General features: G+C 44.0%; 20 protein-coding genes and 1 riboswitch. Of the genes, 10 read left to right on the top strand and 10 right to left on the bottom strand.

Annotation, left to right across the window (positions count from 1 at the left end; translation table 11 throughout):
* Window positions 1-8: 8 nt before the first annotated feature.
* The 3 genes from ABD010_RS12105 to ABD010_RS12095 all read right to left on the bottom strand — a co-directional run bounded on the left by ABD010_RS12105 (window position 9) and on the right by ABD010_RS12095 (window position 3,089).
* Window positions 9-656, bottom strand: a complete 648-nt coding sequence (locus tag ABD010_RS12105; protein ID WP_343813357.1) for a YpmS family protein — start codon at window positions 654-656, stop codon at window positions 9-11.
* 13 nt (window positions 657-669) lie between these two features.
* Complete coding sequence (locus ABD010_RS12100; RefSeq protein ID WP_343813355.1) at window positions 670-1,581, bottom strand: SGNH/GDSL hydrolase family protein; 912 nt, start codon at window positions 1,579-1,581, stop codon at window positions 670-672.
* A gap of 521 nt (window positions 1,582-2,102) precedes the next feature.
* A complete protein-coding gene (locus tag ABD010_RS12095) occupies window positions 2,103-3,089 on the bottom strand; it encodes a homoserine dehydrogenase (protein WP_343813353.1) in 987 nt (328 codons plus the stop codon).
* Between the two features lie 54 nt (window positions 3,090-3,143).
* On the opposite strand from ABD010_RS12095, the gene ABD010_RS12090 reads away from it, so the two are divergent.
* Complete coding sequence (locus ABD010_RS12090) at window positions 3,144-3,506, top strand: hypothetical protein (RefSeq protein ID WP_343813351.1); 363 nt, start codon at window positions 3,144-3,146, stop codon at window positions 3,504-3,506.
* Here the strand turns inward: ABD010_RS12090 and ABD010_RS12085 are convergent.
* Together ABD010_RS12085 and rarD are read right to left on the bottom strand one after the other, a co-directional pair.
* Entirely contained in the window at window positions 3,492-5,204 is a 1,713-nt protein-coding gene (locus tag ABD010_RS12085) for a PLP-dependent aspartate aminotransferase family protein (RefSeq protein ID WP_343813349.1), read from the bottom strand. The two genes, ABD010_RS12090 and ABD010_RS12085, sit on opposite strands and share 15 nt — an antisense overlap.
* A 90-nt stretch (window positions 5,205-5,294) precedes the next feature.
* Window positions 5,295-5,410: riboswitch (SAM riboswitch) on the bottom strand.
* A gap of 79 nt (window positions 5,411-5,489) precedes the next feature.
* Window positions 5,490-6,392 carry an EamA family transporter RarD gene (rarD, locus tag ABD010_RS12080; protein ID WP_343813347.1) on the bottom strand — a complete coding sequence of 301 codons (903 nt, stop codon included), beginning with the start codon at window positions 6,390-6,392 and terminating at the stop codon, window positions 5,490-5,492.
* Window positions 6,393-6,876: 484 nt separating this feature from the next.
* Here rarD and megL point away from each other — a divergent pair, with 484 nt between their 5' ends.
* A complete protein-coding gene (megL, locus tag ABD010_RS12075) occupies window positions 6,877-8,061 on the top strand; it encodes a methionine gamma-lyase (RefSeq protein ID WP_343813345.1) in 1,185 nt (394 codons plus the stop codon).
* A gap of 107 nt (window positions 8,062-8,168) precedes the next feature.
* Here megL and ABD010_RS12070 read toward each other — a convergent pair whose 3' ends face one another.
* Entirely contained in the window at window positions 8,169-8,726 is a 558-nt protein-coding gene (locus ABD010_RS12070) for a Rossmann-fold NAD(P)-binding domain-containing protein (protein WP_343813343.1), read from the bottom strand.
* A gap of 366 nt (window positions 8,727-9,092) precedes the next feature.
* On the opposite strand from ABD010_RS12070, the gene cls reads away from it, so the two are divergent.
* From cls to hutH, 4 genes are all read left to right on the top strand, one after another.
* On the top strand, window positions 9,093-10,535 hold the full coding sequence (gene cls, locus ABD010_RS12065; protein ID WP_343813341.1) for a cardiolipin synthase: 1,443 nt from the start codon (window positions 9,093-9,095) through the stop codon (window positions 10,533-10,535).
* 23 nt (window positions 10,536-10,558) lie between these two features.
* A complete protein-coding gene (locus ABD010_RS12060; RefSeq protein ID WP_343813339.1) occupies window positions 10,559-11,080 on the top strand; it encodes an acyl-CoA thioesterase in 522 nt (173 codons plus the stop codon).
* Window positions 11,081-11,228: 148 nt separating this feature from the next.
* A complete protein-coding gene (locus ABD010_RS12055; protein ID WP_343813337.1) occupies window positions 11,229-12,650 on the top strand; it encodes an alanine/glycine:cation symporter family protein in 1,422 nt (473 codons plus the stop codon).
* Window positions 12,651-13,028: 378 nt separating this feature from the next.
* Entirely contained in the window at window positions 13,029-14,549 is a 1,521-nt protein-coding gene (gene hutH / locus ABD010_RS12050) for a histidine ammonia-lyase (RefSeq protein ID WP_343813335.1), read from the top strand.
* 168 nt (window positions 14,550-14,717) lie between these two features.
* Here hutH and ABD010_RS12045 read toward each other — a convergent pair whose 3' ends face one another.
* Entirely contained in the window at window positions 14,718-15,050 is a 333-nt protein-coding gene (locus ABD010_RS12045; RefSeq protein ID WP_343813406.1) for a winged helix-turn-helix transcriptional regulator, read from the bottom strand.
* Window positions 15,051-15,346: 296 nt separating this feature from the next.
* Here ABD010_RS12045 and ABD010_RS12040 point away from each other — a divergent pair, with 296 nt between their 5' ends.
* Both ABD010_RS12040 and ABD010_RS12035 read left to right on the top strand, forming a co-directional pair.
* Entirely contained in the window at window positions 15,347-16,591 is a 1,245-nt protein-coding gene (locus ABD010_RS12040; RefSeq protein ID WP_343813333.1) for an aminopeptidase, read from the top strand.
* Window positions 16,592-16,646: 55 nt separating this feature from the next.
* Window positions 16,647-16,847 (top strand): hypothetical protein, encoded by a 201-nt coding sequence (locus ABD010_RS12035; RefSeq protein ID WP_343813331.1) that lies wholly within the window; start codon window positions 16,647-16,649, stop codon window positions 16,845-16,847.
* A gap of 103 nt (window positions 16,848-16,950) precedes the next feature.
* Here the strand turns inward: ABD010_RS12035 and recQ are convergent, their stop codons facing one another.
* Both recQ and brnQ read right to left on the bottom strand, forming a co-directional pair.
* The gene (gene recQ, locus ABD010_RS12030) at window positions 16,951-19,104 is read right to left on the bottom strand and encodes a DNA helicase RecQ (RefSeq protein WP_343813329.1); all 2,154 of its coding nucleotides are present in this window, start codon (window positions 19,102-19,104) and stop codon (window positions 16,951-16,953) included.
* A 363-nt stretch (window positions 19,105-19,467) separates the two neighbouring features.
* Window positions 19,468-20,766 carry a branched-chain amino acid transport system II carrier protein gene (brnQ, locus tag ABD010_RS12025; protein WP_343813327.1) on the bottom strand — a complete coding sequence of 433 codons (1,299 nt, stop codon included), beginning with the start codon at window positions 20,764-20,766 and terminating at the stop codon, window positions 19,468-19,470.
* 341 nt (window positions 20,767-21,107) lie between these two features.
* On the opposite strand from brnQ, the gene ABD010_RS12020 reads away from it, so the two are divergent.
* Complete coding sequence (locus ABD010_RS12020) at window positions 21,108-23,000, top strand: cation:proton antiporter (protein WP_343813325.1); 1,893 nt, start codon at window positions 21,108-21,110, stop codon at window positions 22,998-23,000.
* A 54-nt stretch (window positions 23,001-23,054) separates the two neighbouring features.
* Here the strand turns inward: ABD010_RS12020 and ABD010_RS12015 are convergent, their stop codons facing one another.
* Window positions 23,055-23,237 (bottom strand): SE1832 family protein, encoded by a 183-nt coding sequence (locus tag ABD010_RS12015; protein ID WP_343813323.1) that lies wholly within the window; start codon window positions 23,235-23,237, stop codon window positions 23,055-23,057.
* 126 nt (window positions 23,238-23,363) lie between these two features.
* Here ABD010_RS12015 and ABD010_RS12010 point away from each other — a divergent pair, with 126 nt between their 5' ends.
* On the top strand, window positions 23,364-24,215 hold the full coding sequence (locus tag ABD010_RS12010; RefSeq protein WP_343813321.1) for a GNAT family N-acetyltransferase: 852 nt from the start codon (window positions 23,364-23,366) through the stop codon (window positions 24,213-24,215).
* Window positions 24,216-24,223: the final 8 nt, after the last annotated feature.

The following is a 24,223-nucleotide window of genomic DNA, read 5'->3' as shown; positions in this document are numbered from 1 at the left end:
CTTACTGCTCACCGTGCGTCGCTATCGTTCAAATCATTTTTTGGCTCAATTCCCAATGTTTTATACGGGACCTTTATTTTGAAAGCCAGATTGTTTGCTTCAAGGTCAATATGTTCAACCCCGACATGGAAGTTACTTTTGATTTTCATGTTTGTAACAGCAACATAAATTTCTTCATCTTCCGGGTTGATGGTTACCCATTTAGGCATTGGCAAATATTTTTTCATATATTCCATGATTTTCTGATTTGGGAGTTCAAGCAGCCCAATGGAAATGGACTTCTGCTTCAGAATGACATCGCCATTTTCCTGGACGATTGGCTCCAGGTGCACTGATAATGGAACCGATGTCGAGAATACAGGAAGTTCGCCCTGCAAGTGAACATCATCCTTTAGTGACACCTTATAATGATGATTCGAACCTTCCAGTAGTTTATTGATATAGGCGTTTACGAGTTCATTCAAATTCTGCTTGGTTGTACGTACAATGAATTCTGAGCTTTGTTGCGTGATTTTTTTGTTTGGATATGAATCTTCTGTATCGGAAACGGGCCAGAAAATTAATGCAATAATAGCAATTACGATAAGCAGGTTTAGCCCAAAAAGCATGTAAAATAATCGCTTCCACCGGTTTTTCCGCAGCTTGTGTTGTGCCAATCCGCCCACCTCCTTAATCGGTCATATATTCCAGTACCTGTTTGGCTATCAGCTGGTAGCCCTGATGGTTCGGGTGGAAATTATCTGCGGCAAATAAATCAGCTTCTTTGCCCGCAAACAAATCGGCAGTTGGAATGAACGTAATATCGTCATATTGCCGGACAACTTTTTTGCCCGTTGAATTCCAACTTTCCACAATTGCACCAAGCTCCTCCAGTTTCGGAAAATATTTGGCGAAAGGATTATAAAATCCAATCAGGTAGATTTCGGCATCTGAATTATATTCCCGCATTTGATCAAATATGTTTTTAAGTCTTTCTTTATACGCAATTCGTTCCTGCTGAAAGTCTTTGAGGGTCAAATTGGTAAAATTCTGTTTGACAACTTCCATGACGTCGTTGGCGCCAATTGTAATTAAAATGACATCTGCATCTTTTAATGATTGCTTTACTTCCGGATTATCCAGCCGGTCATACATTTGACTGGTCGTATTTCCGCGCACCCCGTAATTATCAAACGTTACTTTTTTATCGCCATCACCATTCATAAGATCTTTCAGAATACCGACATAGCCGCCTTCAACAACATCATCACCGACACCTTGAGTCAACGAGTCACCAATTGCAACGATATGTGATTCCTTGCTCGTTAACAAATCAACCGTTCGTTCCAGCGCTTTATTAAGGATGAACTTCAATGAATGGGTCACTGAATTATTTTCTTGTTTTGCCTTTTGGTCAGCTTCCGGCTTTTTTTCGGTGTTTTGTTCATCCGACTGGCTTGAATCCTGTTTATGTTGTTTTTCTTCATGCTGCGGATGGTCTTGTGTATGTGTTAACTTTTCTTCAGGTTGTTCCCAGAATATGAGAATGCCCAAACCTACAAGCAGTATACCCAAAATAATGTAAATGTATCGCTTTTTCAACTTACTCACACCTATGCTTCATTCTTGATTGGTCATGTACATACTATATCTGTACCCGATTATACAGGCAAGTATCGCAATGAAACATTTCGATTTATTTACATTTTATGCAGCAGGTGTAAAAGTGCTATGCGGTAGAGGCACGTTCATGTGATTTTTGGTAGGGGGAGTTTGTGTAATAAATGAGGAATATAAAGAAATGGTGATGTAAAAGTAAACCTTTGATATACTGGAAATAGTGTTATAAGGTTGCGATAATGTCAGACAAAAAATAACCACCCCTCGACCTTAGCAAGCGTTTAGGGCAGTTATTTTTAGTCCGAAACGTGAGCCGCCCCTTTGAAGGGCTGTTACACGCAGGCTGAATGGTGTTAGAGCACCGTTCAGTCTTTATTAATATATGAGTTTCTAACTATAGTATACCTCATTTTTATGATTTGTTAAACACTATGAAAGGAAAAACCTTCCGAAATGTTATCTCTTTTATGAAAAATCGCCTTCATATAGAAGCCAATTTTCCATTAGCTGACAGGGATAGGCGCGGACTGCTTGCTGAGAATCAGGCAAAGATCTTCCACCATGGCACTTGCGGTTGGAAATGCGCCTGCGCCGGGGCCGGTCAATGTGATATCTCCAACAATGTCTGCTTTCAGGTGGATGGCATTATCCACACCTTCCACTGCGTACAGAGGATGTTCTTTTGGGACAGCTATAGGTTCAATTTCGGCTGTCAGATTTCCCGTCTCATCGTATTTGATGGATGCGATGTGTTTGATACGCTTGCCATCCTGCTGAGCTTTCTCAATGGCTTCGTCGGTTATCCCGGTAATACCGGAATGGCGGATGTTCTTCTGGTCAGGCTGTCTGTCGAAAATAAGATCGCTGAGAATCATTAATTTATAAAATGCATCATACCCCTCGATATCATTCGTTGGATCCGCTTCGGCATAGCCCCATTTTTGCGCCTGCTTCAGTGCAGTGGAGAAGGGGAGTTGATGATCCCGCATTTGTGTCAGGATATAGTTTGATGTACCGTTCAAAATTGCCTGCACCTGCTGAATTTGGTTGGCTCGGAACAACTGACTGATTGTTTGGATAATCGGGATGCCACCGGCTGTTGTTGCGTCATAGCCAATTTGAACTTCATTTTTTTGGGCCAGTTCTTTCAGTTCTCTGCCATGCGCCGCAAACATCTCCTTGTTGGCGGTAACCACATGTTTTCCGGCTTGTATGCACTGTTTTAAATAGGTGAAAGCCGGCTCCTTCCCATTAATTGCCTCAAACACCACATCAATTTCCGGGTTGTACAGAATATCCGAAATATCGGTCGAAATGGTTGTTTTTTCGGCAATCTTCATGTGTTTATCTGGGTTTTCAATTACAACGGTTGTTAACTCAACCGGCGCACCAAGCTGAATTTCCAGCCGCTGCTTGTGGATGTGAAGTGTCTGGTAGACTCCGCATCCGACAGTGCCAAGACCAATCAGCGCAACTTGAATCGGTTTCATCAATCAAAACTCCCTTCTTAAAAAAATTAATTCGGTTAGTAATAGTAACCGTAAATGGTGAACATCAACCGCGCAGGCGGAAACATCAACCGTTCGAGGCAGAACATCAACCGCACAGGTGGAAACATCAACCGTTCGAGGCAAAACATCAACCGCGCAGGTAGAACATCAACCGTTCGAGGCAGAACATCAACCACACGAGGCGAAACATCAACCGTTCGAGGCAAAACATCAACCGCGCAGGCAGAACATCAACCGCACGAGGCGAAACATCAATCGCACGTGCAGCACATCAACCGCACAAGGCAAAACATCAACCCTTCCGCGAATCAATATTCCGGCAAACGCGGGACAGGATCAGTCTTTTGTTACTCAGACTTGATCCCGTTCAACTACAATTGCTTACGCGTTTGTTAATACTTTGTCAGGTTGGCCACCGCGAAGTCCGAGTGCTTCCTGATGCGCATTCTTGCCAGATATCACGGTGATTCCAGCGTCTTTGGCATTCCCTATTGTTTGGTCATTTCCGCTTGGATTTTCTGCCCAAAGAATTTTTCCTTCTTTATTAATAAACTGTTCAATCGTTTCCGGCGACAGTTCCTGGTCTTTGGTTGCCACAGCATCCAGTTCATATGGAATTTCTTGCAATGTTTTGTAGTTTCCTTCATTGCCGACCGTAACAATCTGAAATCCTAATTTATCCAATTTGCTGAACGATGTTTCGCCATAGACGGCAATGGTTTTTTTGCGAAGTCCATTATCCCGGTTGAATGGGGTGGACAGCAGCCACTTAATGGCATCGGTTTCCGTTGTTTCAATTGTTTTTTCAACACCGGAAGCATTTGCAATCGCCTGATCCAGGTCGGCTAAAGTATCCTTCGTCGATTCAAGGCCAACTGACAGGCGGATTAATTCCTCTGTAACACCGCTTTGTTTCAGATCTTCTGCACCTAACTGCTGGTGGGTGGTTGATGCCGGGTGGATGATTAACGATTTCGCGTCCCCGACGTTGGCAACGTGGGACCAGATGGAAATGTTATCAATTACTTTTCGTCCTGCATCACGATCGCCCTTAATACCAAATGTGATCACTGAACCAAACCCGTTCCGAAGATATTTCTGTGCTGTCTGGTGTGATGGATGTTCTTTTAATCCCGGGTAGTTGACCCATTCGACTGCCGGGTGATTTTGCAGAAATTCAGCAACCTCAGCAGCATTCTGATTATGCCGTTCAACCCGCAAATGTAGAGTTTCCAGACCTTGCAGCAATTGGAATGCATCCTGTGGTCCAAGACATGCACCAATATCGCGCAGCAGCTGAACACGAAGTTTGGTGGCAAATGCTACAGGACCAAGATCCGCATAGCGAACGCCGTGATAGCTATCATCAGGCTCGGTGAACCCAGGGAATTTTCCTTTTGTCCAGTCGAATCTGCCGCCATCAATTGCCACTCCGCCAATTGTCGTACCATGGCCGCCAATCCATTTTGTCGCTGAGTGAATGACGACATCGGCGCCCCATGTCAATGGTTTAGAAACATACGGTGTAGCAAATGTGTTATCAATGATAAGCGGGATGTCATTGTCATGCGCTATTTCGGCAATTTTTTCAATATCAAGTACGTTCAGGCTCGGGTTGGTGATCGTTTCACCGAAAATTGCTTTTGTTTTCGATGTTATTGCATTGCGAATCTGATCCAGATCCGTTCCGTCAACAAATTTTACATCAATTCCATAGCGTGGAAGTGTATTGGCAAAAAGATTATATGTCCCGCCGTACAAATTGCTGTCGGCGATGATTTCATCCCCGCTCTGGGCAATGTTCAGAATGGAAAGCGTAATTGCTGCCATTCCAGATGAGGTTGCTACTGCTGCAGCACCGTCTTCTAGCAATGTAATTCGCTGTTCAAATGCATCAACGGTCGGGTTCATAATTCTGGAATAGATATTGCCCGGTTCCTTCAGTCCGAACAAATTTTGTGCATGCTCGGTATCGCGAAATACATAGGAAGTAGTCTGATAGATTGGCACCGCCCTTGATCCTGTCGTTGGATCAGGCTGCTGTCCACCGTGGAGCAGGTTTGTTTCCGGGTTAAAAAGCTGATAGTTTGACATGAATAATTCCTCCTTTGGATTTTATCTGGAGGAAGAGGAGAATGAAAAAGCCCTCTTCCTAAGAAGAGGGCGTTATATACAACGATCCTCCTCTTATCTTCCAGATCGTCAGTTGATCTGTAGGATTTAGCACCTTTCAAAGCAGTTGCCGCTTTTTAGGTTGCCGGGCTTCACAGGGCCTATCCCTCCGCCACTCTTGATAAGAAGATGTAATTAATTTGAATTAATTTAATGAATATTATATACATGTTTTGTTTCATTCGTCAACAGATTTTTTAAAAAATTTTAGATTTCTTTTTGGCGAACCGGTTTTTTGTTCCGGGCTGCTCCCATATAGATGATCAGCGCCGCCCAAATAAATACAAATGAAACAAGGTGTGCTTGTGTAAATGGCTCGCCGTATAAAAACACGCCGAGAATCAGCATAAGAGTCGGTGCGATGTACTGCAAAAAGCCTACCATCGACAGCGGAATTCGTTTCGCCCCAGCGGCAAATAATAATAGGGGGATGGCAGTGGCGATGCCAGCACCAAACAATAGTGCGCCGCTTCCGGAAAACATTGTGTCCGGTGCAAGTGAACTGTCAGGAATCACAATCAGATAAATAAGTGCAATCGGTGTAACAATCATTGTTTCAATCGTCAGTCCAAACATTGCCCCGATGTCGACCATTTTTTTGAGAAGTCCGTACAATCCGAAACTGAATGCCAGTAACAGGGAGACCCATGGAAACACACCAAAACTGATGGTGAGGTTGACCACGCCAATTGCCGCCAGAATGAATGAAAGCAGCTGTCTTTTACTAAGTGATTCGTTTAATACAATCATTCCAAGCAAAATACTGACGAGCGGATTTATGTAATAACCAAGGCTTGCCTGAACGACATGTGCACTGTTTACCGCCCAAATGAACGTCAGCCAGTTAATGCTGATAATAATCGAAGCCGCAGAAATGCCGAGCAGCTTCTTTTTGTCATGCACGATTTGTTTGCACTCCCTGAAAAATGGCCGCAGCTTGCCGGATGCCAGCACAATGATCATCATAAAAATGAATGACCACAAAATGCGGTGTGCAAGAATTTCATCTGCCGGGACATGCTGGACAAGCTTCCAATAGATTGGCAGAAATCCCCAAAGAGTATAAGCAACCGCTGCATAGATGATTCCAAGTTTATTTTCCTGATCCAATTTGCAAGCCTCCTTTGTAATAGTTTTTGTATGAATTGAAATTTGAAACGTGCGAACTCCAGCCCAAACGCGCGAAGTGAAGCCGCAAACGTGCGAACTCCAGCCCAAACGTGCGAAGTGAAGCCGCAAACGTGCGAACTCCAGCTCAAACGTGCGAAGTGAAGCCGCAAACGTGCGAACTCCAGCCCAAACGCGCGAAGTGAAGCCGCAAACGTGCGAACTCCAGCCCAAACGTGCGAAGTGAAGCCGCAAACGTGCGAACTCCAGCCCAAACGTGCGAACCCACCCGCAAATATGCGAACTCCAGCAGCAAGCGTGCACATGCTGCGCCATTTGCTAAATAAATCAAGTCTAGTTTCTTTTTTCGTTAAAAGCAATTTCTGTGCCTCGTAAAATTCCCGGGGAACGCTTTCAAAAACTAGCAGAATGGAATATGATAGTAGTATATGAGTTTATAAGATTTTTCAAAATTGGAGGATTCTGAATGACAAATGAAAATAAACATTTCGAAACGACGGTAATTCATGAAGGGTATGATTCAAAAGAGATGCTTGGAAGCCTGGCAACGCCGCTTTTTCAAACATCAACATATACATTTGATACTGCCGAACAAGGCGAGCGCCGGTTTGCTGGGGAAGAAGGCGGCTATGTGTATTCCCGTCTTGGTAATCCGACGGTAAGCGTACTGGAAGAGCGAATTGCGGCGCTGGAAAACGGGGAGCGCGGGCTTGCTTTTGGTTCCGGAATGGCGGCGGTGTCGGCGATTCTGATTGCACTGACAAAGGCAAACGACCATGTGCTTTGCTCGTCGGGGCTTTATGGGTGCACATTCGGCTTATTAAGCATGATGAAGGACAAGTATAATATTTCGCATGACTTTTCTGAAATGCGGACGAAAGACGAAATTCATTCACTGATTAAACCGGAAACGGCATGTATATACGTGGAGACACCAATTAATCCGACCATGAAGCTGATTGATTTGCAGATGGTGGCTGAGGTTGCCAAAGAGCACGGGGTTCCGGTGGTTGTCGACAATACCTTTTCATCGCCGTATTTGCAGCGTCCGCTCAATCTCGGTTGTGATGTTGTGCTGCATAGTGCAACGAAATACCTTGGCGGACATGGCGATGTTGTGGCTGGACTGGCTGTTGGAAAAAAAGACTTCCTCGATGAAGTGGCCATGACCACGCAAAAAGATATTGGCGGAATTATGGCGCCAATGGATGCCTGGCTGCTGCTCCGCGGGATAAAAACGCTGCCATTGAGACTTGACCGTCACTGTGACAATGCAGAAAAGATTTTTGAAAAACTGCGCAGCCATCCGAACGTTGAACATATTTATTATCCGGGCGATGAAAACAATCCGGATAACGCAATTTGTAAAAAACAGATGAAGCGCGGCGGCGGACTGATTTCATTTGACGTAAGAGGAACAAAAAAGGATGCCCAGCAGTTCCTCAACCATCTCAAGTTCTTAAAAATAGCAGTAAGTTTGGGCGATGCGGAAACATTAATTCAGCATCCGGCCACGATGACGCATTCTGTTGTGCCGGAAGATGTACGCCTTAATATGGGCATCACTGATCAGCTCATCCGCCTTTCTGTTGGCCTCGAGCACTGGGAAGATGTTTGGGCTGATCTGGAGCAGGCACTCAACCAGCTGTAAATTGGGCAAAAACCCTAATTCAACAAAATACGACAAAATTCGGGGGGTGTGCTAGATACCTTCAAGGCTCAACAATATATGACAAAATCCGGAGGGAACAAGCACCTTTAAGGACGCATGTCCCATGGTTCGAGCGTGCCGATTACAGATTCATTCTGCTTGGATGCAATCGCCTGAATTACCCCGCTTGAGATTTCGTCATGGGTGAGCCAGCGCGAATGCCGGCCATGCCGAATAAATCCGAGATATACACGTCTGTACAAGCAGTTTGCCGGTACAGGCGTGTTTTCTTTTTGAAAAAAACGGGCGCTGCCTTGTACATGGATTAATGCCCATGGTGTGTTTATATCATAAGTTTCCAGCAGATTAATAAGTACAGACTGGGCATCCGGGGCAGTTCCATGGATCCAGCTGACAACGAGTGAAGGAATTCGCCCGGCCCGCTCAAGCACACGTGATAACCCCCCACGAAAGCGCTCCGTGTCTTCATAATCCACGGCAATTCCATGAATAGTTTCAGGGCATTTGGATTGACCTCGCAACTGTTCCAGCTTATCCGCGCGGCGTCCGACTACGTATACCTCATATCCGTTTTCACTGAGCCAGACGCTTGCACCCGAAAGCATTCCGGAACCACCGATAACTAATGCAAAATTGGTTGTCATTGTTCTGCTCCACTCCTTACAACAATGGGATTTTCCAGCACTTCATACAGATTAACTATATGGTCGCACTTTTTCATGCTATACGCCAACCATTGAATTTCAAATTTTGACTAAATATTGGAGTATTTCCATATTTTAGTTATAGGGACAAAAGGGAGGGAGTAGAATTAACGAAAAAGAGTAACCCTTCCGATTCCGGGCAGGTTACTCCTTTTATTTTGTCAAAGTAAACAATGTTGGAATGAAAACGATACTTTCTGGGAATAGAAAAGTAAGAGAATTCCATAACTCCACAACACTAACGAAAAAATAAAATGTATGCTATATTATGGTTACTCTGTTTGCTCGGGAAGAGGAGGTCAATCCATGAGTCTTACTTCAATTTTATTGGGGATAGCGCTTGTTTCAAACATTGTGTTGGCACTGACCATCATCTTTTTGGAACGGAAAGATCCGAGTGCAACCTGGGCATGGCTGATGGTGCTCTTATTTATTCCGATTGCCGGATTCTTTTTATATTTAATTTTTGGCAAGCGAATCAGTTCGCAGCGGATTTTCACCTGGGATACCAAAAGTAAATTAGGCGTAAAAAAATCCGTCCAGCAGCAGCTGCGGGCGATTGAAGAGAACCGATTCTCCTATAAAAATAAGGCACTGATTGAGTTTGAGGATCTGTATTATCTTCATTTGCGAAATGATGATGCGATTTTTACCCAGGATAATGCAGTGGAAATATATACGGACGGAAAAGAAAAATTTGATGCACTGATAAGAGATTTGGAACGGGCAAAGGATCATATCCATCTCCTTTATTACATACTCAGGCATGATGAGCTTGGTCAGAAAATCGCCAGCATCCTCATCAAAAAAGCGAATGAGGGAGTGGAGGTCCGGGTTCTTTACGATGATATGGGCTCGCGCGGAATCAGCAGGAAATTTATCCATCGGTTAAGAAAAGCTGGCGCACATGTTGAATCGTTTTTTCCGCCGAAGATACCGAAAGTCAATTTTAAAATTAATTATCGAAATCACCGGAAGTTGGCGATAATAGATGGTGAAATTGGCTATATCGGTGGATTTAACATAGGAGATGAGTACCTGGGGAAAAATCGGAAATTCGGCTATTGGCGGGATACACACCTGCGTATCAGCGGGGACGCCGTCAATAACATGCAGACCCGTTTTGTACTCGACTGGAATCAGGCATCACGAAATCATATCGGATATGCAGACAGGTTTTACAGCGGGAAGGTCAGCGGCGATGTCGGCATCCAAATTGTTTCCAGCGGGCCGGATTCTGATTGGGAGCAGATCAAAAACGGGTATATTAAAATGATTATGTCGGCGAAAGAATATATTTACATCCAGACACCATACTTTATACCGGATGAGAGCCTGAAAGATGCATTGCGGATTGCTGCCCTGTCAGGGGTTCATGTCAAAATAATGATCCCGAATAAGCCGGATCATCCGTTTGTCTACTGGGCAACGCTGTCCTATCTAGGTGATTTGCTTAATGCAGGGGCAGAAGCGTATATTTATCAAAATGGTTTCCTGCATGCCAAGACAATTATTGTCGATGGAAAAATTGCATCAGTTGGAACAGCGAATATTGATGTGCGGAGTTTCCGCCTCAATTTTGAAGTTAATGCTTTTCTGTATGACAAAGGGCTTGCATCACGCCTTGTTGATGCTTATAACGATGATTTGGATCTGTCCACAGTCATGACAAAAAAACTTTATGAAAGACGGTCAATTGGGATTCGTTTTAAGGAGTCCATTTCCCGGTTGCTGTCACCAATTCTGTAATTACAACTTAGGAGGAATTTTAAATGGAACGTAAACCTTGCAGTCAATCTTTAGCAGTGAAAACGTCACATGTGCTGCCGCCGGACACGAACGCGCACGGCACATTATTTGGTGGGAAATTAATGGCGCACATTGATGATGTGGCGGCAATTGCTGCCGGTCGTCACGCCAGAAAGCCCGTTGTCACTGCTTCCACGGATTCTGTGGACTTTCTGGCACCGGTGAAAGAGGGAGATGCAGTGTGTGTCGAGGCGTTTGTAACGTGGACCCACAATACATCGATGGAAGTTTTTGTAAAAGCAGTAACCGAGAATATCCGATCAGGAAAACGGAAAGTATGTACGACCGCATTTACAACGTTTGTCGCAGTCGACGATGATGGACGTCCATCAGATGTCCCGATGGTTTATCCGGAGACAGATGACGAGAAAAAATTACATGCATCAGCGTCCAGGCGTGCAGAACTTCGCCAGGAAAGACGAAAAGAATCCAAAGAGCTGGCTGCAACATTCGGCACTGATTTTCCATGGAACAGAGGGGTATAATTTTCCCATTGCCGAAACAGAAACATATTAGGTATAATGATAAAAGAGGCCAACTGTTGGCTTCTTTTGTTTTATGTGAAAAATTCAGGGTATATTTTTATGAGCGTATTTATAATAGTTGTTACATCAGGAAAGGAGAATAAACATCATGGAGTTTTTGGAGAAAATTGTGGGTGCGGCAAACGAAGTCATGTGGACATATATTTTAATTGCTGTGCTAATCGGGCTCGGATTATGGTTTACAATTAAAACGAGATTTGTCCAGTTCCGCCTGTTCCCTGAAATGTTCCGCGTATTATTTGATAAGCGGACGATGAGCGCTTCCGGCAAGAAAGGTACATCATCATTCCAGGCATTTGCCATCAGTGCCGCGTCGAGGGTTGGTACAGGAAACCTGGCTGGTGTTGCATCTGCTGTTGCTCTTGGTGGTCCCGGTGCAGTGTTCTGGATGTGGATTATTGCCTTGCTCGGATCCGCAACAGCATTTGTGGAAAGTACGCTGGCACAGGTTTATAAAATACCGGAAAAAAACCAGTATCGCGGCGGGCCTGCATATTACATTGAAAAGGGATTGAATAAGCGCTGGCTCGGGATTGTATTTGCTGTTACGATTACATTTACATACGGCCTTGTTTTTAACTCGGTTCAATCCAATACAATCAGCCTTGCTTTTAACGGACAATTCGATGTCAGCAAAAATATGATGGCCATTGTGCTTGTAGTTCTGACAGCCATTGTTATTTTTGGCGGACTGAAGAGTATTGCAAATGTCTCACAGATTATTGTACCGGTGATGGCCATTTTGTATATTATTCTTGCATTTTTTGTTCTGATTATGAATATAACCGCTATTCCGGATATGATCGCATACGTCTTCAGCAATGCGTTCGGGTTCCGTGAAGTGGCAGGCGGCGGATTTGGTGCTGCCATCCTGATGGGAACCAAACGCGGGCTGTTTTCCAATGAAGCTGGTATGGGTAGTGCACCGAACGCCGCAGCAACTGCGGAAGTGTCCCACCCAGCCAAACAAGGGCTGATTCAGTCACTTGGTGTCTTTTTTGATACGATCTTAATCTGCAGTGCGACTGCGTTTATTATAATTGCTGCAGGCGGATTTGAAGGCAGTGAAGCAGATGGTATCCAATTGACTCAAAACGCATTTGAACAGCACTTGGGGGACGCCGCAGCCATCTTTATCGCTGTCGCCATCTTCTTCTTCGCTTACAGTTCGATTTTAGGTAACTATTATTATGGTGAAAATAATATCGGCTACATCAAGGATAGTAAAATCGGCTTGTTCATTTACCGGATTGCGGTTCTAGCGATGGTCGTTTTCGGTGCCATTGCAACGTTCGACCTTGTCTGGGCACTTGCTGATTTATCCATGGGTATCATGGCGCTCATTAACCTGTACGCCATTACCAGGCTGTACAAAGTCGCCAACCGCGTACTGCAGGATTACATGAAACAACGAAAAGAAGGCAAGGATCCTGTCTTTTACCGGGACTCACTTGATGATCCTACCGGTGTGGAATACTGGGGCCGTGATCAGACGTCTGAAAAAGAATAAGCTCAGGACTGCCTGCTTCTGAATGAAGCGGGCAGTTTTATCCTGTTGTGAAACGGGTGCTGAGAAAGTCGCAAGTTGTTAGAAGTTGATTAGCAGGTGTTAGAAATTAGCGAATAAGCGTTAGAAGTTCACAATTCAAGTGCTAGAAAACGATTATTGCATTCGTCAACGATCTAATTTTCCTTGCAATTTAATTGGAAAACGCTTACAATATACAGTGAGAAAATTAATATTTTTGAGGTGCGATTATGTGCAAACATCGGAAAAACAAGCATATTGCCACCATTAATGGATATTCAGGAGGCATGGTTCAGCGACCATAGCCTCCTTTTACTTTGTCTGCTTTATTATAGTAAAGCGATACTGCGGAGGTGGAGCATGGTTATTTTAACAGGCGAAACGTTAACGATGGAGGAGGTTCGTCGCGTCGTTTGTGAGGATGAGCCGGTTTCTTTGGCCGGTTCATCAAGGGAAAAAATCATAACGAGCAGAAAGACAGTCGAAACGATGCTGGCCGAAAAACAGACGATGTACGGAATTAATACTGGTTTTGGAAAGTTCAGCGATGTTGTCATTGAGGATGATGATTTGGAGGAGTTGCAGCTGAATTTGATTCACTCACATGCATGCGGGGTGGGGGAGCCATTTTCGGAAAAAATCAGCAGGGCCATGCTGTTGCTCCGAGCGAATGCGCTTATTCAAGGTTATTCAGGGGTGCGGATTGAACTGGTTGAACAGTTTTTGCATTTTTTAAATGAGAAAGTTCATCCGGTTATACCGCAGCAGGGATCACTTGGTGCAAGCGGCGACCTGGCGCCATTATCCCATTTGGCACTGTCTTTGCTGGGTGAAGGAGAAGTTTTCTACAATGGCAAGCGAACGATCACGGAAGCAGCCCTGCAGGACGCCGGGTTAACCTCGCTTACGCTGAAAGCAAAAGAAGGGCTTGCGCTTATCAACGGAACGCAGGCGATGACCGCAGTAGGTGTCATCACATATCTGGAAATGGAAAAATTGCTGCGTCAAAGCGAACAGGTGGCTGCGATGACCCTTGAAGGGCTTCATGGAATTATAGATGCATTTGATGATGATCTGCATCGGGTGCGCGGGCATCAGGAACAGATGGATGTCGCAGCACGGTTCCGGCATATGCTGCAGGACAGCCTGCTTACAACGAGACAGGGGGAACAGCGCGTCCAGGATGCATATTCATTGCGCTGCATCCCACAAGTGCTCGGCGCTTCCTGGCAGACATTTAACTACGCAAAAGATAAACTGGAAACGGAAATCAACGCAGTGACTGATAATCCGCTCATTTTTTCCGAAAAAAATAACGTGATTTCGGGCGGTAATTTTCATGGACAGCCGATTGCGTTTGCGATGGATTTTTTAAAGCTGGGAATTGCTGAGACAGCAAATATTGCTGAGCGGCGGATCGAGCGGCTGGTTAATCCGCAGCTGAATGATCTGCCGCCGTTCCTCAGTCCGAATCCGGGGCTTGAGTCCGGCGCGATGATTATGCAGTACAGCGCCGCGTCACTTGTTTCGGAAAATAAAACGTTGGCACATCCGGCCAGTGTCGATTCGATTCCGTCATCAGCGAATCAGGAGGACCATGTCAGCATGGGCACGATTGCGGCACGGCATGCACTTATGATGCTGCAAAACACAAGGAATGTTGTCGCAATTGAGCTGATTTGTGCGATGCAGGCGGTTGAGTTCCGCAGTGTTGACAAAATGGCTGCGGCAACCCGTGAATTTTACAAAAATGCCCGCAGCATTGTCCCAAGTATCACGAAAGACCGCGTATTTTCAACGGATATTGAAAAGCTGGCTAATTGGCTGAAAGATTGTAGGGAAAGCAAAATAAATCACGAGGGCAGCGTTTTGCACGAATAAAGCTTTCGGCAAAAGTGGTAATGTATTGTTTGAAAAAGGGGGAATCCGGTAATAGGATATGACCAGCCGGGTGGCAGCGCATGTTATGTTCCATTCATGCTTGGAAAATGGCAGGCTGGATGGATCAAAAACTAAAAAGAAGGGAACCAATGTATTGTCGGGTCCCTTCTATGCCTTGCTTTTTTCCTTAATGTCTTTGGCAGATACCCAATCATCAGCCCAATTTTGAATTTCTTCAATAACCGGTTTTAATGACATGCCTTTGTCGGTTAATGAATACTCAATCCGGACAGGAAATTCGGAGTATATGTTACGTTCAACAATGTTTTCTTTTTCAAGCATTTTCAATCGATCAGAGAGAAGTCTTCCACTGATGGGCAGATCAGCTTCCATTTCGGAAAAACGCTTTGCACCATTCAGCAGTTCGAACAAAATAAGGCCCACCCAGCGTTTACTGATAATTTCCATTGCATTCTCAAAACGCGGACATAAATTTTCCATCATCTTACTCACCCCTCTGACAATATAATTTACTTACAAAAAGTAACCTGTTTATATCATAACACAGTTTGGGGAATGCGTAAATTGTTTTGAGGATGTTTGCACAATCAGCCCACATTAATCGAAAATAAGCTGAAATACGTTAGATATTAACTGTCGGAAAACGATGAACAAAGGTAAAAGATCTGTTGAAGAATGGTTTGTATCATATGTCGCTTATTATTTGGTATTTTCTTAATCATATGAAATAATATCATTAGTGGTAACGAATGTAATTATAATTTGGAGGTAGAATTATGGTAGACCAACATGTAAAGGAAAAGTATGCTGACTTGGCATTGAAAACAGGGGTTAATTTGCAAAAAAATCAGGCACTCATGATTAATGCCCCGATTGAAGGCGCAGATTTCACGAAAATTGTAGCCCGTAAAGCGTATGAAATGGGCGCTAAAGATGTACATATTAATTGGGCTGATGATGAACTGACCTTATTAAAATTCGAAAATGCACCTGATGAAGTTATTGGTGATTTTCCGGAATGGAAAGTAAAATTGCATGACATGTATGCGGAGGATGGTGCTGCGGTATTATCAATCCGTTCGACAAATCCGGATTTGTTAAAAGACATTGATTCCACACGAGTTGCCAAGGCAAACAAAGCCGCTGCACAGGCCATGACAAATTTTCGTCAATACACGATGAATGACCGGATTGCCTGGTCGATCATTTCCATCCCAACCGGTGACTGGGCACAAAAAATTTTCCCTGATAAGTCAAAAGATGACGCAATGGAGAGTTTGTGGGATGCAATTGTTAAAATTGTCCGTGTTGATCAGGAAGACCCTGTTGCAGCATGGGATGCACATAATGAAACATTGAAAACAGCGCGGGAAATTTTGAATAAGAAAAACTATCAAAAACTGATTTATAAAGCGCCTGGAACTGATCTTGAGCTGGAGCTTCCGCAAGGCCATATCTGGAAAGGCGGCTCTGCTAAAACAGAAAAAGGAACCACGTTTAATCCGAACATGCCGACCGAAGAAGTATTTTCCATGCCGCATAAATACGGTGTGAATGGCACAGTATCAAGTACAAAACCGCTTAACTATGGTGGCAGCCTGATTGATAATTTCAGTCTGACATTCAAAGATGGTAAGGTGGTCGATTATAAAGCGGAGCAGGGTGAAGACACATTGAAGCACCTTTTGGATACCGACGAGGGTGCCCGAAGACTTGGTGAAGTGGCACTTGTACCACATGAATCACCGGTCTCACAGTCCGGTCTGATTTTCTATAACACCTTATTCGATGAAAATGCATCTTGCCATATTGCACTTGGAAAAGCATACCCTACCAATCTGGAGGGCGGCGCTTCCATGAGTGACGACGAGCTTGATCAACATGGTGTGAACGACAGCCTGACACATGTTGATTTCATGATCGGATCTGAGAAGCTTGATATTGACGGTGTCGTGGAAGACGGCAGCACCGAGCCGGTATTCCGCAACGGTACATGGGCACTGGATATTAAAGGGGAATAGAAATAAAAAAAGGGAATCCTGCTAGGCACAGATTCCCTTTTTTATGTAGATAAAAGTGTTAAACAGGCTGATAAAACTGGCTAAAGTGACTGATAAAAGTGTTAGACAGGCTGATAAACTAGCTAAAGTGACTGATAAAAGTGTTAAACAGGCTGATAAACTAGCTAAAGTGACTGATAAAAGTGTTAAACAGGCTGATAAACCTGCTAAAGTGACCGATAAAAGTGTTAAACAGGCTGATAATCTGCTAAAGTGACCGATAAACAGGCTGATATAACCTTGAAGGCGGTAGTTTAAACCAGGCAGGGTCGATTTACAGCATGAAAAATGCCAGATTAGTTAACTGAATCAATTGCACGCTACATTACCCCATTTTTCACCAGTACCGCTTTGATTGTGGTATAGGTATATTCATCTGATAATGCTTCCTTTAATGGTTTGAGTTTTGGCTCATCAATTGTTTTCCTCGCTTCCAGAATAGCCGCTTCTTCTGCTTCGTTGAAAAATATATTCCATGCGATCGGATAGCCATCCTTGTATGCTTTAAAGATGTGTCCCTCAATCGTTTGAGGCGAATATTCGCGGATTGTTGCGATATCTTTTATCGATTTTCCCGATTGGAACATGGAATAGCTGATGACATGACTCGGGCGATTGTCATCTGTTTGTTTCTTTTTCCTGGGTTGCGCTACAGCAGAACCGGAAATTCGAACGGCTGGCTTTATATCTGGATGTTCAGCCCGCCATTTTTGAATAACCTCCAGGAACGCCTCACCGTATTGATTGAATTTACGCTCGCCAACACCTTTTATTGTCAGCATGTCTTCCTCCGTTTCCGGGAAATAGCGGCTCAATTCTTTCAGGGTTGCATCTGAGAACAGGACATATGGCGGAACATTTCGCTCGTCGGCCATTTCTTTACGCCGCTTTCGTAATGCAGCAAACAGATCTTCTTTGTAATCCGCCTCGCCGTGGGTAGGGATTGGTGCAGTATACATCCACACCGTCCGCTCTCCCTTCAGCACTTCAACCGAGTTCCGGTTCAATTTTAACGTGGGGAATTTTCCCTCTTCCGTAGCCAGCAGCTGCTCAGCTGTCAAAAAATGAATCCATTCGGTCAGCTCTTTTTCTGTATAAGCGGATAACAGTCCATATGTGGAAATTTTGTCCAAGCCGAAATCAGCAATTTTCCTGTCTCTGGATCCTTTCAAAACCTTGGCTGTCATCCCAACGCCAAATCGTTCCCCCATCCGTTTGACACACGATAAAATCATTTGGGCTTCTTCCGTCAAATCGACACGTTCCTGCCGATGCAGACAATTGCTGCAGCGTCCGCACGTGTTGCCGCCGGTTGGATTATCATTAAAATAATCTAAAATAAATGAGGTCAGGCAGCTGTGTGTATGACAATAATTGATCATCGCCTGCAGTTTCCGGTACTCGCCCTGTTTTGCCACATCATCCATGAGCGATTGCTCGATTAAAAATTTCTGCAGCTGGATGTCCTGCGGTGAAAAAAGCAAAATGCAGTCACTGTGCTCGCCGTCACGGCCGGCCCTGCCTGCTTCCTGATAATACGATTCAATCGTCATCGGCATCGCATAATGGATGACGAAGCGCACATTGGATTTATCGATCCCCATTCCGAACGCATTGGTCGCGATCATAACAGTTGTTTCATCATGTATAAATGCCGCCTGTGCCTGTTTTCGTTCTTCTTCACTCAGTCCGGCATGGTATTTAGCAACAGAAATACCACGCTTGGATAACAGATCATATAAAGAATCCGTCTGTTTTCGTGTCGCGGTATAAATGATTCCGGATTCACCTGTATGTTCAGCTAAAAAAGATCGTACATATGTGGACTTATCTTTTCCCTTCACAATATGGAATGCCAGGTTTTCTCGCTCAAAGCCTGTGTTCACAACGCGGTCATTCCCGATTTGTAACAACGCACAAATATCTGAAATGACCTCTCCTGTTGCTGTAGCAGTCAGCGCCATGATGACGGGAAGATTCGGCAATTTTTGCAGGTTCGGCACAATTGATCGGTAACTTGGCCTGAAATCATGCCCCCACTGTGAAATGCAATGTGCCTCATCAAACGCGATTAACGAAAGGGAAACCTGTTTGAGGGCATTTATAAATATAGGAGATTCGAAACGCTCCGGTGCAACGTAAACAAATTTATACCGTCCGGCTGTCATATCATCAAGACGGATCTGTTGTTCCCTCCCGGACAGCGAGCTGTTTATGTAAGTGGCATGAACACCCAGTGATTGCAATGCATCGACCTGATCTTTCATCAATGATATTAACGGTGAAATAATAATCGCCGTGCCGTCCAGTGTTAATCCCGGAATCTGGTAGCAGAGCGATTTCCCGCCGCCTGTAGGCATAACAGAAAGCGTATTTGCTCCTTGAATGACATTGTCGATTGTTTGTTTTTGCCCCGGCCGGAACGTTTCATATCCAAAATAGGTTTGCAATATTTGCTCTTCTTGCGCAATCATGATATCGATTCTCCTTACCAATCCATCCTACTGTGGGGAATGGCTGTTTTATTTGGGAAGTGGTGATTGAAAAATTTGATCAGGTGTGAATTGAAGTATAGCAGGGGTGGGAAAGAATGTGGTGCGAAAGGTAGATGTTCACTTATTATTTTACCTGATTCAGGCAGGAAAACAAAGTGATTTTATATGTGGCCCATCATAGAAAAATCGATCCTTCAAAGGAAAAATCGAACCTTCAGAAGAAAATACGAACCTTCGCAGGCAAATATGAACCTTCAGAGAAAAAATCAATCCTTCAGAAAATCAAATCTCCAAAAAAAACGCTTCCCATCCCCCAAAAAAGAGCTGACATCACGTCAACTCTTAACTGGTATAAGCGGGTGCCGGCTTGCCTTTGAATAGGTAGCCAATAATGCCGCCGACTAAAGCCGGAACAATCCAGCCGAGTCCAATTGAGAAAAATGGCAAGTATTCCAAGGCATCTGTGACAGCGGGCATTTTCAGTCCAAACGCGGTAAGTCCGTCGTAAAGCGAAACGACAGCTGTGAGCAAAATTGCACCGCGAAATACGGATTGTGCACCGCCGAACAGCCGCTGCATAAACGTAAGCAGAATCAGAACAATGGCGATCGGATAGATGAATGTAAGCACCGGAACAGATACTTTTATTATTGTGTTCAGCCCCTGATTGGCGATCAAATAGCTGACTACCGTTACCAGTGTAATAATCCACTTGTACGATAAAGGTGTGATTTTTGCGAAAAACTGCCCGCATGCCACGATCAGGCCGACACATGTTGTGAAACATGCCAGCGAGACAATCACTCCGAGCAAGAGCGCGCCGAACGTGCCAAACATGGTGTCAGCTGCTCCGGATAAAATTTCGCCGCCGTTCGCGAAGTTCCCAGTGCCGGCCATTTTTGCGCCAATCCAGCCAATGGAGGAGTATACTGCAATCAGACCGATACCAGTAAGAGCACCTGCCTTTAATGTCGCTTTCACAAGTCCCTGTTTCGAATGGATGCCGCGGTCTTTGAACGCGTTTACCACAATAATGCCAAATGCCAGTGCTGCGATTGCATCCATTGTTAAATACCCTTCAACAAAACCGGTGAAAAAAGGGGATGCAGCATATTTTTCAGATGGTGCTGTTAATGGGTTGTCCAGCAAGAAGAAACCGCCAACAATTAATCCGACGATGGATAGCAGTAAAATTGGGGTCAAATACTGGCCGATTCGATCAACCATTTTGGACGGGTTGAGGCTGACAACAAATACAAGGATGAAAAATAGGCTTGTAAATATAAACAGCATCAATGAAGAAGTGCCATTCATGAAAGGTTCCAGACTCATTTCATATGCTACCGTCGCAGCACGCGGCACACCGAAAAACGGGCCAATCGCTAAATAAACGACGGAAGTAAAAATAAGTCCAAACATAGGGTGGACTTTATCAGCCAATTCCCGGGCATCATTATTTACGTATGAAATAGCCGTCACTGCGAGAATCGGCAGCCCCACTCCAGTTATGACAAAACCGCCAATCGCAGCCCAGTAGGATGTGCCGGCTTCCATCCCCAATGTGGGAGGGTAAATAAGATTACCCGCACCAAAAAATAATGCAAATAACATAAATCCTATAATAAACGTGTTTTTGTTCATGTGCTTCGTTCCTTTCCGGTATTAAAATGCCAGCTAGGCACCACGAATAAAGTTCGACAAGTACAGGTACCGCCCGAATCTTGTCGAATAATCTTTTGAAAACAAAATAGTTTGATAATTTGATGATAAAAATTTCTAAAATGTCGCAAAGCAAAATACATTTTAACAAGTTGAATAATTAAAAGTCAATGCGTTTTCATGAGTATTTACGACATTTTGGTGAAATTATAACACTAAAGGTTTGCCGTTAATGAGATAAATTTATTTACATTACGAAACTTCACCTTTAAAATATCCTTATATTATCTACCCGAATGCAAATATATGTCAGGGGGTTTTGTATGGTTCCATCTCTTTTATTTGAAGTAATGCTGATTGGCCTTTTAGGGATTGGTTCACAGTGGATTGCGTGGCGTTATCGTATGCCTGCAATTGTGTTGATGTCCATCTCCGGACTGATTGTTGGTCCGATACTGGGAATTATGAATCCTGAAGAAGACTTCGGCAATTTATATAATCCTATTATTTCCGTTGCAGTTGCGATCATCCTTTTTGAAGGAAGTCTTAACCTAAGCTTTAAGGAATTGAAAGGACTGGGGCGGCCGGTGGTCAGGATTTCAACCATTGGTGCCTTCATTGCCTGGATCTTAGGGTCGCTGACCGCACATTATGTTGCAGGTCTTTCCTGGACAGTCGCCTTTGTAATAGGCGGTCTCTTCATCGTTACCGGTCCAACGGTTATTCTGCCCTTGCTCCGTCAGTCAAAATTAAAGGCGACACCTGCAAAATTGCTGAAATGGGAAGGTATTATTGTTGATCCCATCGGTGCATTACTCGCAGTTTTTGCCTTTGAAATTATTGCATTTATTACCTCAACCAATCCGGACGGTTCCTCACTGTTCTTATTCTTTGCCGCATCATTCTTTGCTGTTATATTGGGATGGGTATGCGGACGTGGAGTAGGCTGGATGTTTGAAACAGGACATATTCCGGAATTTCTGAAGTCGCCTGCCGTCTTCATTGTTGTCATCTTTGCATTTACCCTGGCTGATGAAATAGAGCACGAAACCGGACTTCTTGCCGTAACTGCAATGGGGATGACCCTTGCAAATCTTGGCATAAACTCAGTTGCTGACATGCGTCACTTTAAGGAAAATATATCGATATTGTTAATATCTGCAATTTATGTAATGCTGACAGCTTCACTACAATTGGAAGTATTGCTGAAAATTTTTGATCCGAACATAATCGGATACGTTATATTAATGATGATTGTCGTTCGGCCATTATCGATTTTTCTATCTACATGGGGGACGTCTTTGTCTCTGAATGAGAAGATGCTGGTTGGCTGGATTGCGCCGCGTGGTATTGTGGCACTGACAGTTTCCGGATATTTTGCGTCCATTCTGTCGGATGCAGGGTACGAAGATGCATCCATCATTATGACACTGACATTTGGACTGGTATTTTTCACTGTTTGTGCGCACGGCTTTACGATCGGACCGCTGGCGAAAAAACTTCATCTGTCACTTGAAGGAAGGCCGGGGACACTTATTGTCGGCAGCAATAAATTCACGATGAATCTTGCCAAAACCTTGTCTAAATCAAGAAATCCGGTGCTGATTGTCGATTCATCATGGGAACGGCTTCGTCTGGCGAGAGAAGCAGGAATTCCGTTCTATCACGGCGAAATGATGTCAGAGCAGACGGAATATCATCTGGATACCAACCCATATGAATATTTGGTGGCGGCGACCGATTTTCATTCCTATAATGCGCTCGTATGTACGACATTTATGCCGGAATATGGACGTACCAATGTATTTAAGGTCAGCCCATACAACATGATTGATGGCGGTGTGAATGATTCGGTCGATCGAGTTGGCGGAAGAATTTTGTTCAAGGAAGATGTCGCCATGGAAGATCTGATCAATAAAATTGCCAAACACTATGTATTCCGTCAGACTACATTGACCGACCAATACGGATACAAGAAGTATTTGGCAGAAAAAGACAAGGAAGCAGTCATGCTGTATGCCCTGAAGCCATCCGGTAAAATTAAATTTTATACAGAAGAAATGCGGGTTTCACCAGAATCCGGTGATACCATCGTCAGTCTGACACCACCGAAGAAAGAAATTAAAAAAATCAAGGAACGTCTTGAAAATCAACGGAATAATGGGAACGGAAACAACGCAAACAACGCAAACAGCGGGAATAATGAAAATCAGTGATAAATAACGAGGCTGCCTTTGATGGAGGCAGCCTCGTTTTATCCACGCAGAATTCTATTTTTTCACTTCATCCAGCTTCCGATTGAGCTCTTTCATTCGGGCTTCCATTTCAATCAGCTGCTGTTCTCCTTTTGATGTATTGACACCAAACGATGTGGCCTTTTCCAGGTCACCTTGTATACGAATATAATCTGATTTCAGATCCATCAGTTCTTCTTCAATCTCTTTTTTTGTCATCTCCATCACTCCCACTACCAGTTTAGCTGAAACAAACGGTTTTTACAAAAACATTTTGATAGTGGTTGCTCACTTCCGAAATCTGTAGTAAGATTATAGAAATTTTCAATCGGGAGGGGACTGCGAATGGAAATCAGATTTGAATTGTCACTTGATTATTACATAACGCACGTTGAACCATTGTTGTTAAAAAAGGAAGCTTCCAATAACCTAATGCTTGGTATTTTGAAACGAATCAAACAAGATCCGGATGCCCATGAAAATGGTTATTTTCTGGGAATTGCCGAACAGGACGATGAAGCTGTCTTTGCTTTTATGCAGACTCCTCCGAATAACTGGATTCTTGCAGCGGTTGACCATGTTTCTAATGATGTTATCGAAAATGTTGCTGCGTTTATTTTCAATAAGCGGGCAGCCGTTCCCGGCGTACTTGGACCGGTTGAAAAAGCAGATGTGTTTACAAATGAGTGGGAGCGTCTTACGAATATTGAATCGTCCATTCACATGAAACAGCTAATTTACCGGATGGATGAAATTAATCCATTACCTACTGTCCAAGGTGAGTTGAGGCACGCGACAGAAGACGACTGTGCACTTGTTAAAAGTTGGCTCGTACAATTCGGGGAGGAAGCAAATGAGCCCTTGTCAAATGCATATGCTGAACAATTAGCAAGCAGTTTTATCGGCAAGTACTCGATGTATTTGTGGGAAGTGGATGGTGTACCTGTATCGATGGCAAATCAGTCCAGGAAAACGGAAAATGGGGCTACAATCAATGCTGTGTTTACACCGGATGAATTTAAGCGGAATGGGTATGCAACCGCCGTTGTAGCAGGTCTCTCATCAAAATTACTAGCAGAAGGGTCCAGTTTTTGCAGTCTGTATACCGATTTGGATAATCCCGACTCGAACAGCATTTACCGGAAAATCGGCTATAAAGAAGTGGGAAAGTCGATTGTGTATGAATTTAAGGCGTAGCAGCAATT

It is taken from the genome of Virgibacillus siamensis (assembly GCF_039522605.1).
GTDB lineage: Bacteria > Bacillota > Bacilli > Bacillales > Amphibacillaceae > Lentibacillus > Lentibacillus siamensis.
This window is presented reverse-complemented; position numbering and strand designations above follow the sequence as displayed.

What these genes read in the sequence shown, in the direction of transcription:
- recQ (WP_343813329.1), bottom strand. Translation starts at nt 19,104, where the DNA reads ATGATTGCGCAAGAAGAGCAAATATTGCAAACCTATTTTGGATATGAA.
- ABD010_RS12070 (WP_343813343.1), bottom strand. Translation starts at nt 8,726, where the DNA reads ATGACAACCAATTTTGCATTAGTTATCGGTGGTTCCGGAATGCTTTCG.
- ABD010_RS12095 (WP_343813353.1), bottom strand. Translation starts at nt 3,089, where the DNA reads ATGAAACCGATTCAAGTTGCGCTGATTGGTCTTGGCACTGTCGGATGC.
- ABD010_RS12010 (WP_343813321.1), top strand. Translation starts at nt 23,364, where the DNA reads ATGGAAATCAGATTTGAATTGTCACTTGATTATTACATAACGCACGTT.
- ABD010_RS12055 (WP_343813337.1), top strand. Translation starts at nt 11,229, where the DNA reads ATGGAGTTTTTGGAGAAAATTGTGGGTGCGGCAAACGAAGTCATGTGG.
- ABD010_RS12040 (WP_343813333.1), top strand. Translation starts at nt 15,347, where the DNA reads ATGGTAGACCAACATGTAAAGGAAAAGTATGCTGACTTGGCATTGAAA.
- cls (WP_343813341.1), top strand. Translation starts at nt 9,093, where the DNA reads ATGAGTCTTACTTCAATTTTATTGGGGATAGCGCTTGTTTCAAACATT.
- ABD010_RS12090 (WP_343813351.1), top strand. Translation starts at nt 3,144, where the DNA reads ATGGTGAACATCAACCGCGCAGGCGGAAACATCAACCGTTCGAGGCAG.
- brnQ (WP_343813327.1), bottom strand. Translation starts at nt 20,766, where the DNA reads ATGAACAAAAACACGTTTATTATAGGATTTATGTTATTTGCATTATTT.
- hutH (WP_343813335.1), top strand. Translation starts at nt 13,029, where the DNA reads ATGGTTATTTTAACAGGCGAAACGTTAACGATGGAGGAGGTTCGTCGC.
- ABD010_RS12085 (WP_343813349.1), bottom strand. Translation starts at nt 5,204, where the DNA reads ATGTCAAACTATCAGCTTTTTAACCCGGAAACAAACCTGCTCCACGGT.
- ABD010_RS12045 (WP_343813406.1), bottom strand. Translation starts at nt 15,050, where the DNA reads ATGGAAAATTTATGTCCGCGTTTTGAGAATGCAATGGAAATTATCAGT.
- ABD010_RS12015 (WP_343813323.1), bottom strand. Translation starts at nt 23,237, where the DNA reads ATGACAAAAAAAGAGATTGAAGAAGAACTGATGGATCTGAAATCAGAT.
- ABD010_RS12060 (WP_343813339.1), top strand. Translation starts at nt 10,559, where the DNA reads ATGGAACGTAAACCTTGCAGTCAATCTTTAGCAGTGAAAACGTCACAT.
- ABD010_RS12020 (WP_343813325.1), top strand. Translation starts at nt 21,108, where the DNA reads ATGGTTCCATCTCTTTTATTTGAAGTAATGCTGATTGGCCTTTTAGGG.
- megL (WP_343813345.1), top strand. Translation starts at nt 6,877, where the DNA reads ATGACAAATGAAAATAAACATTTCGAAACGACGGTAATTCATGAAGGG.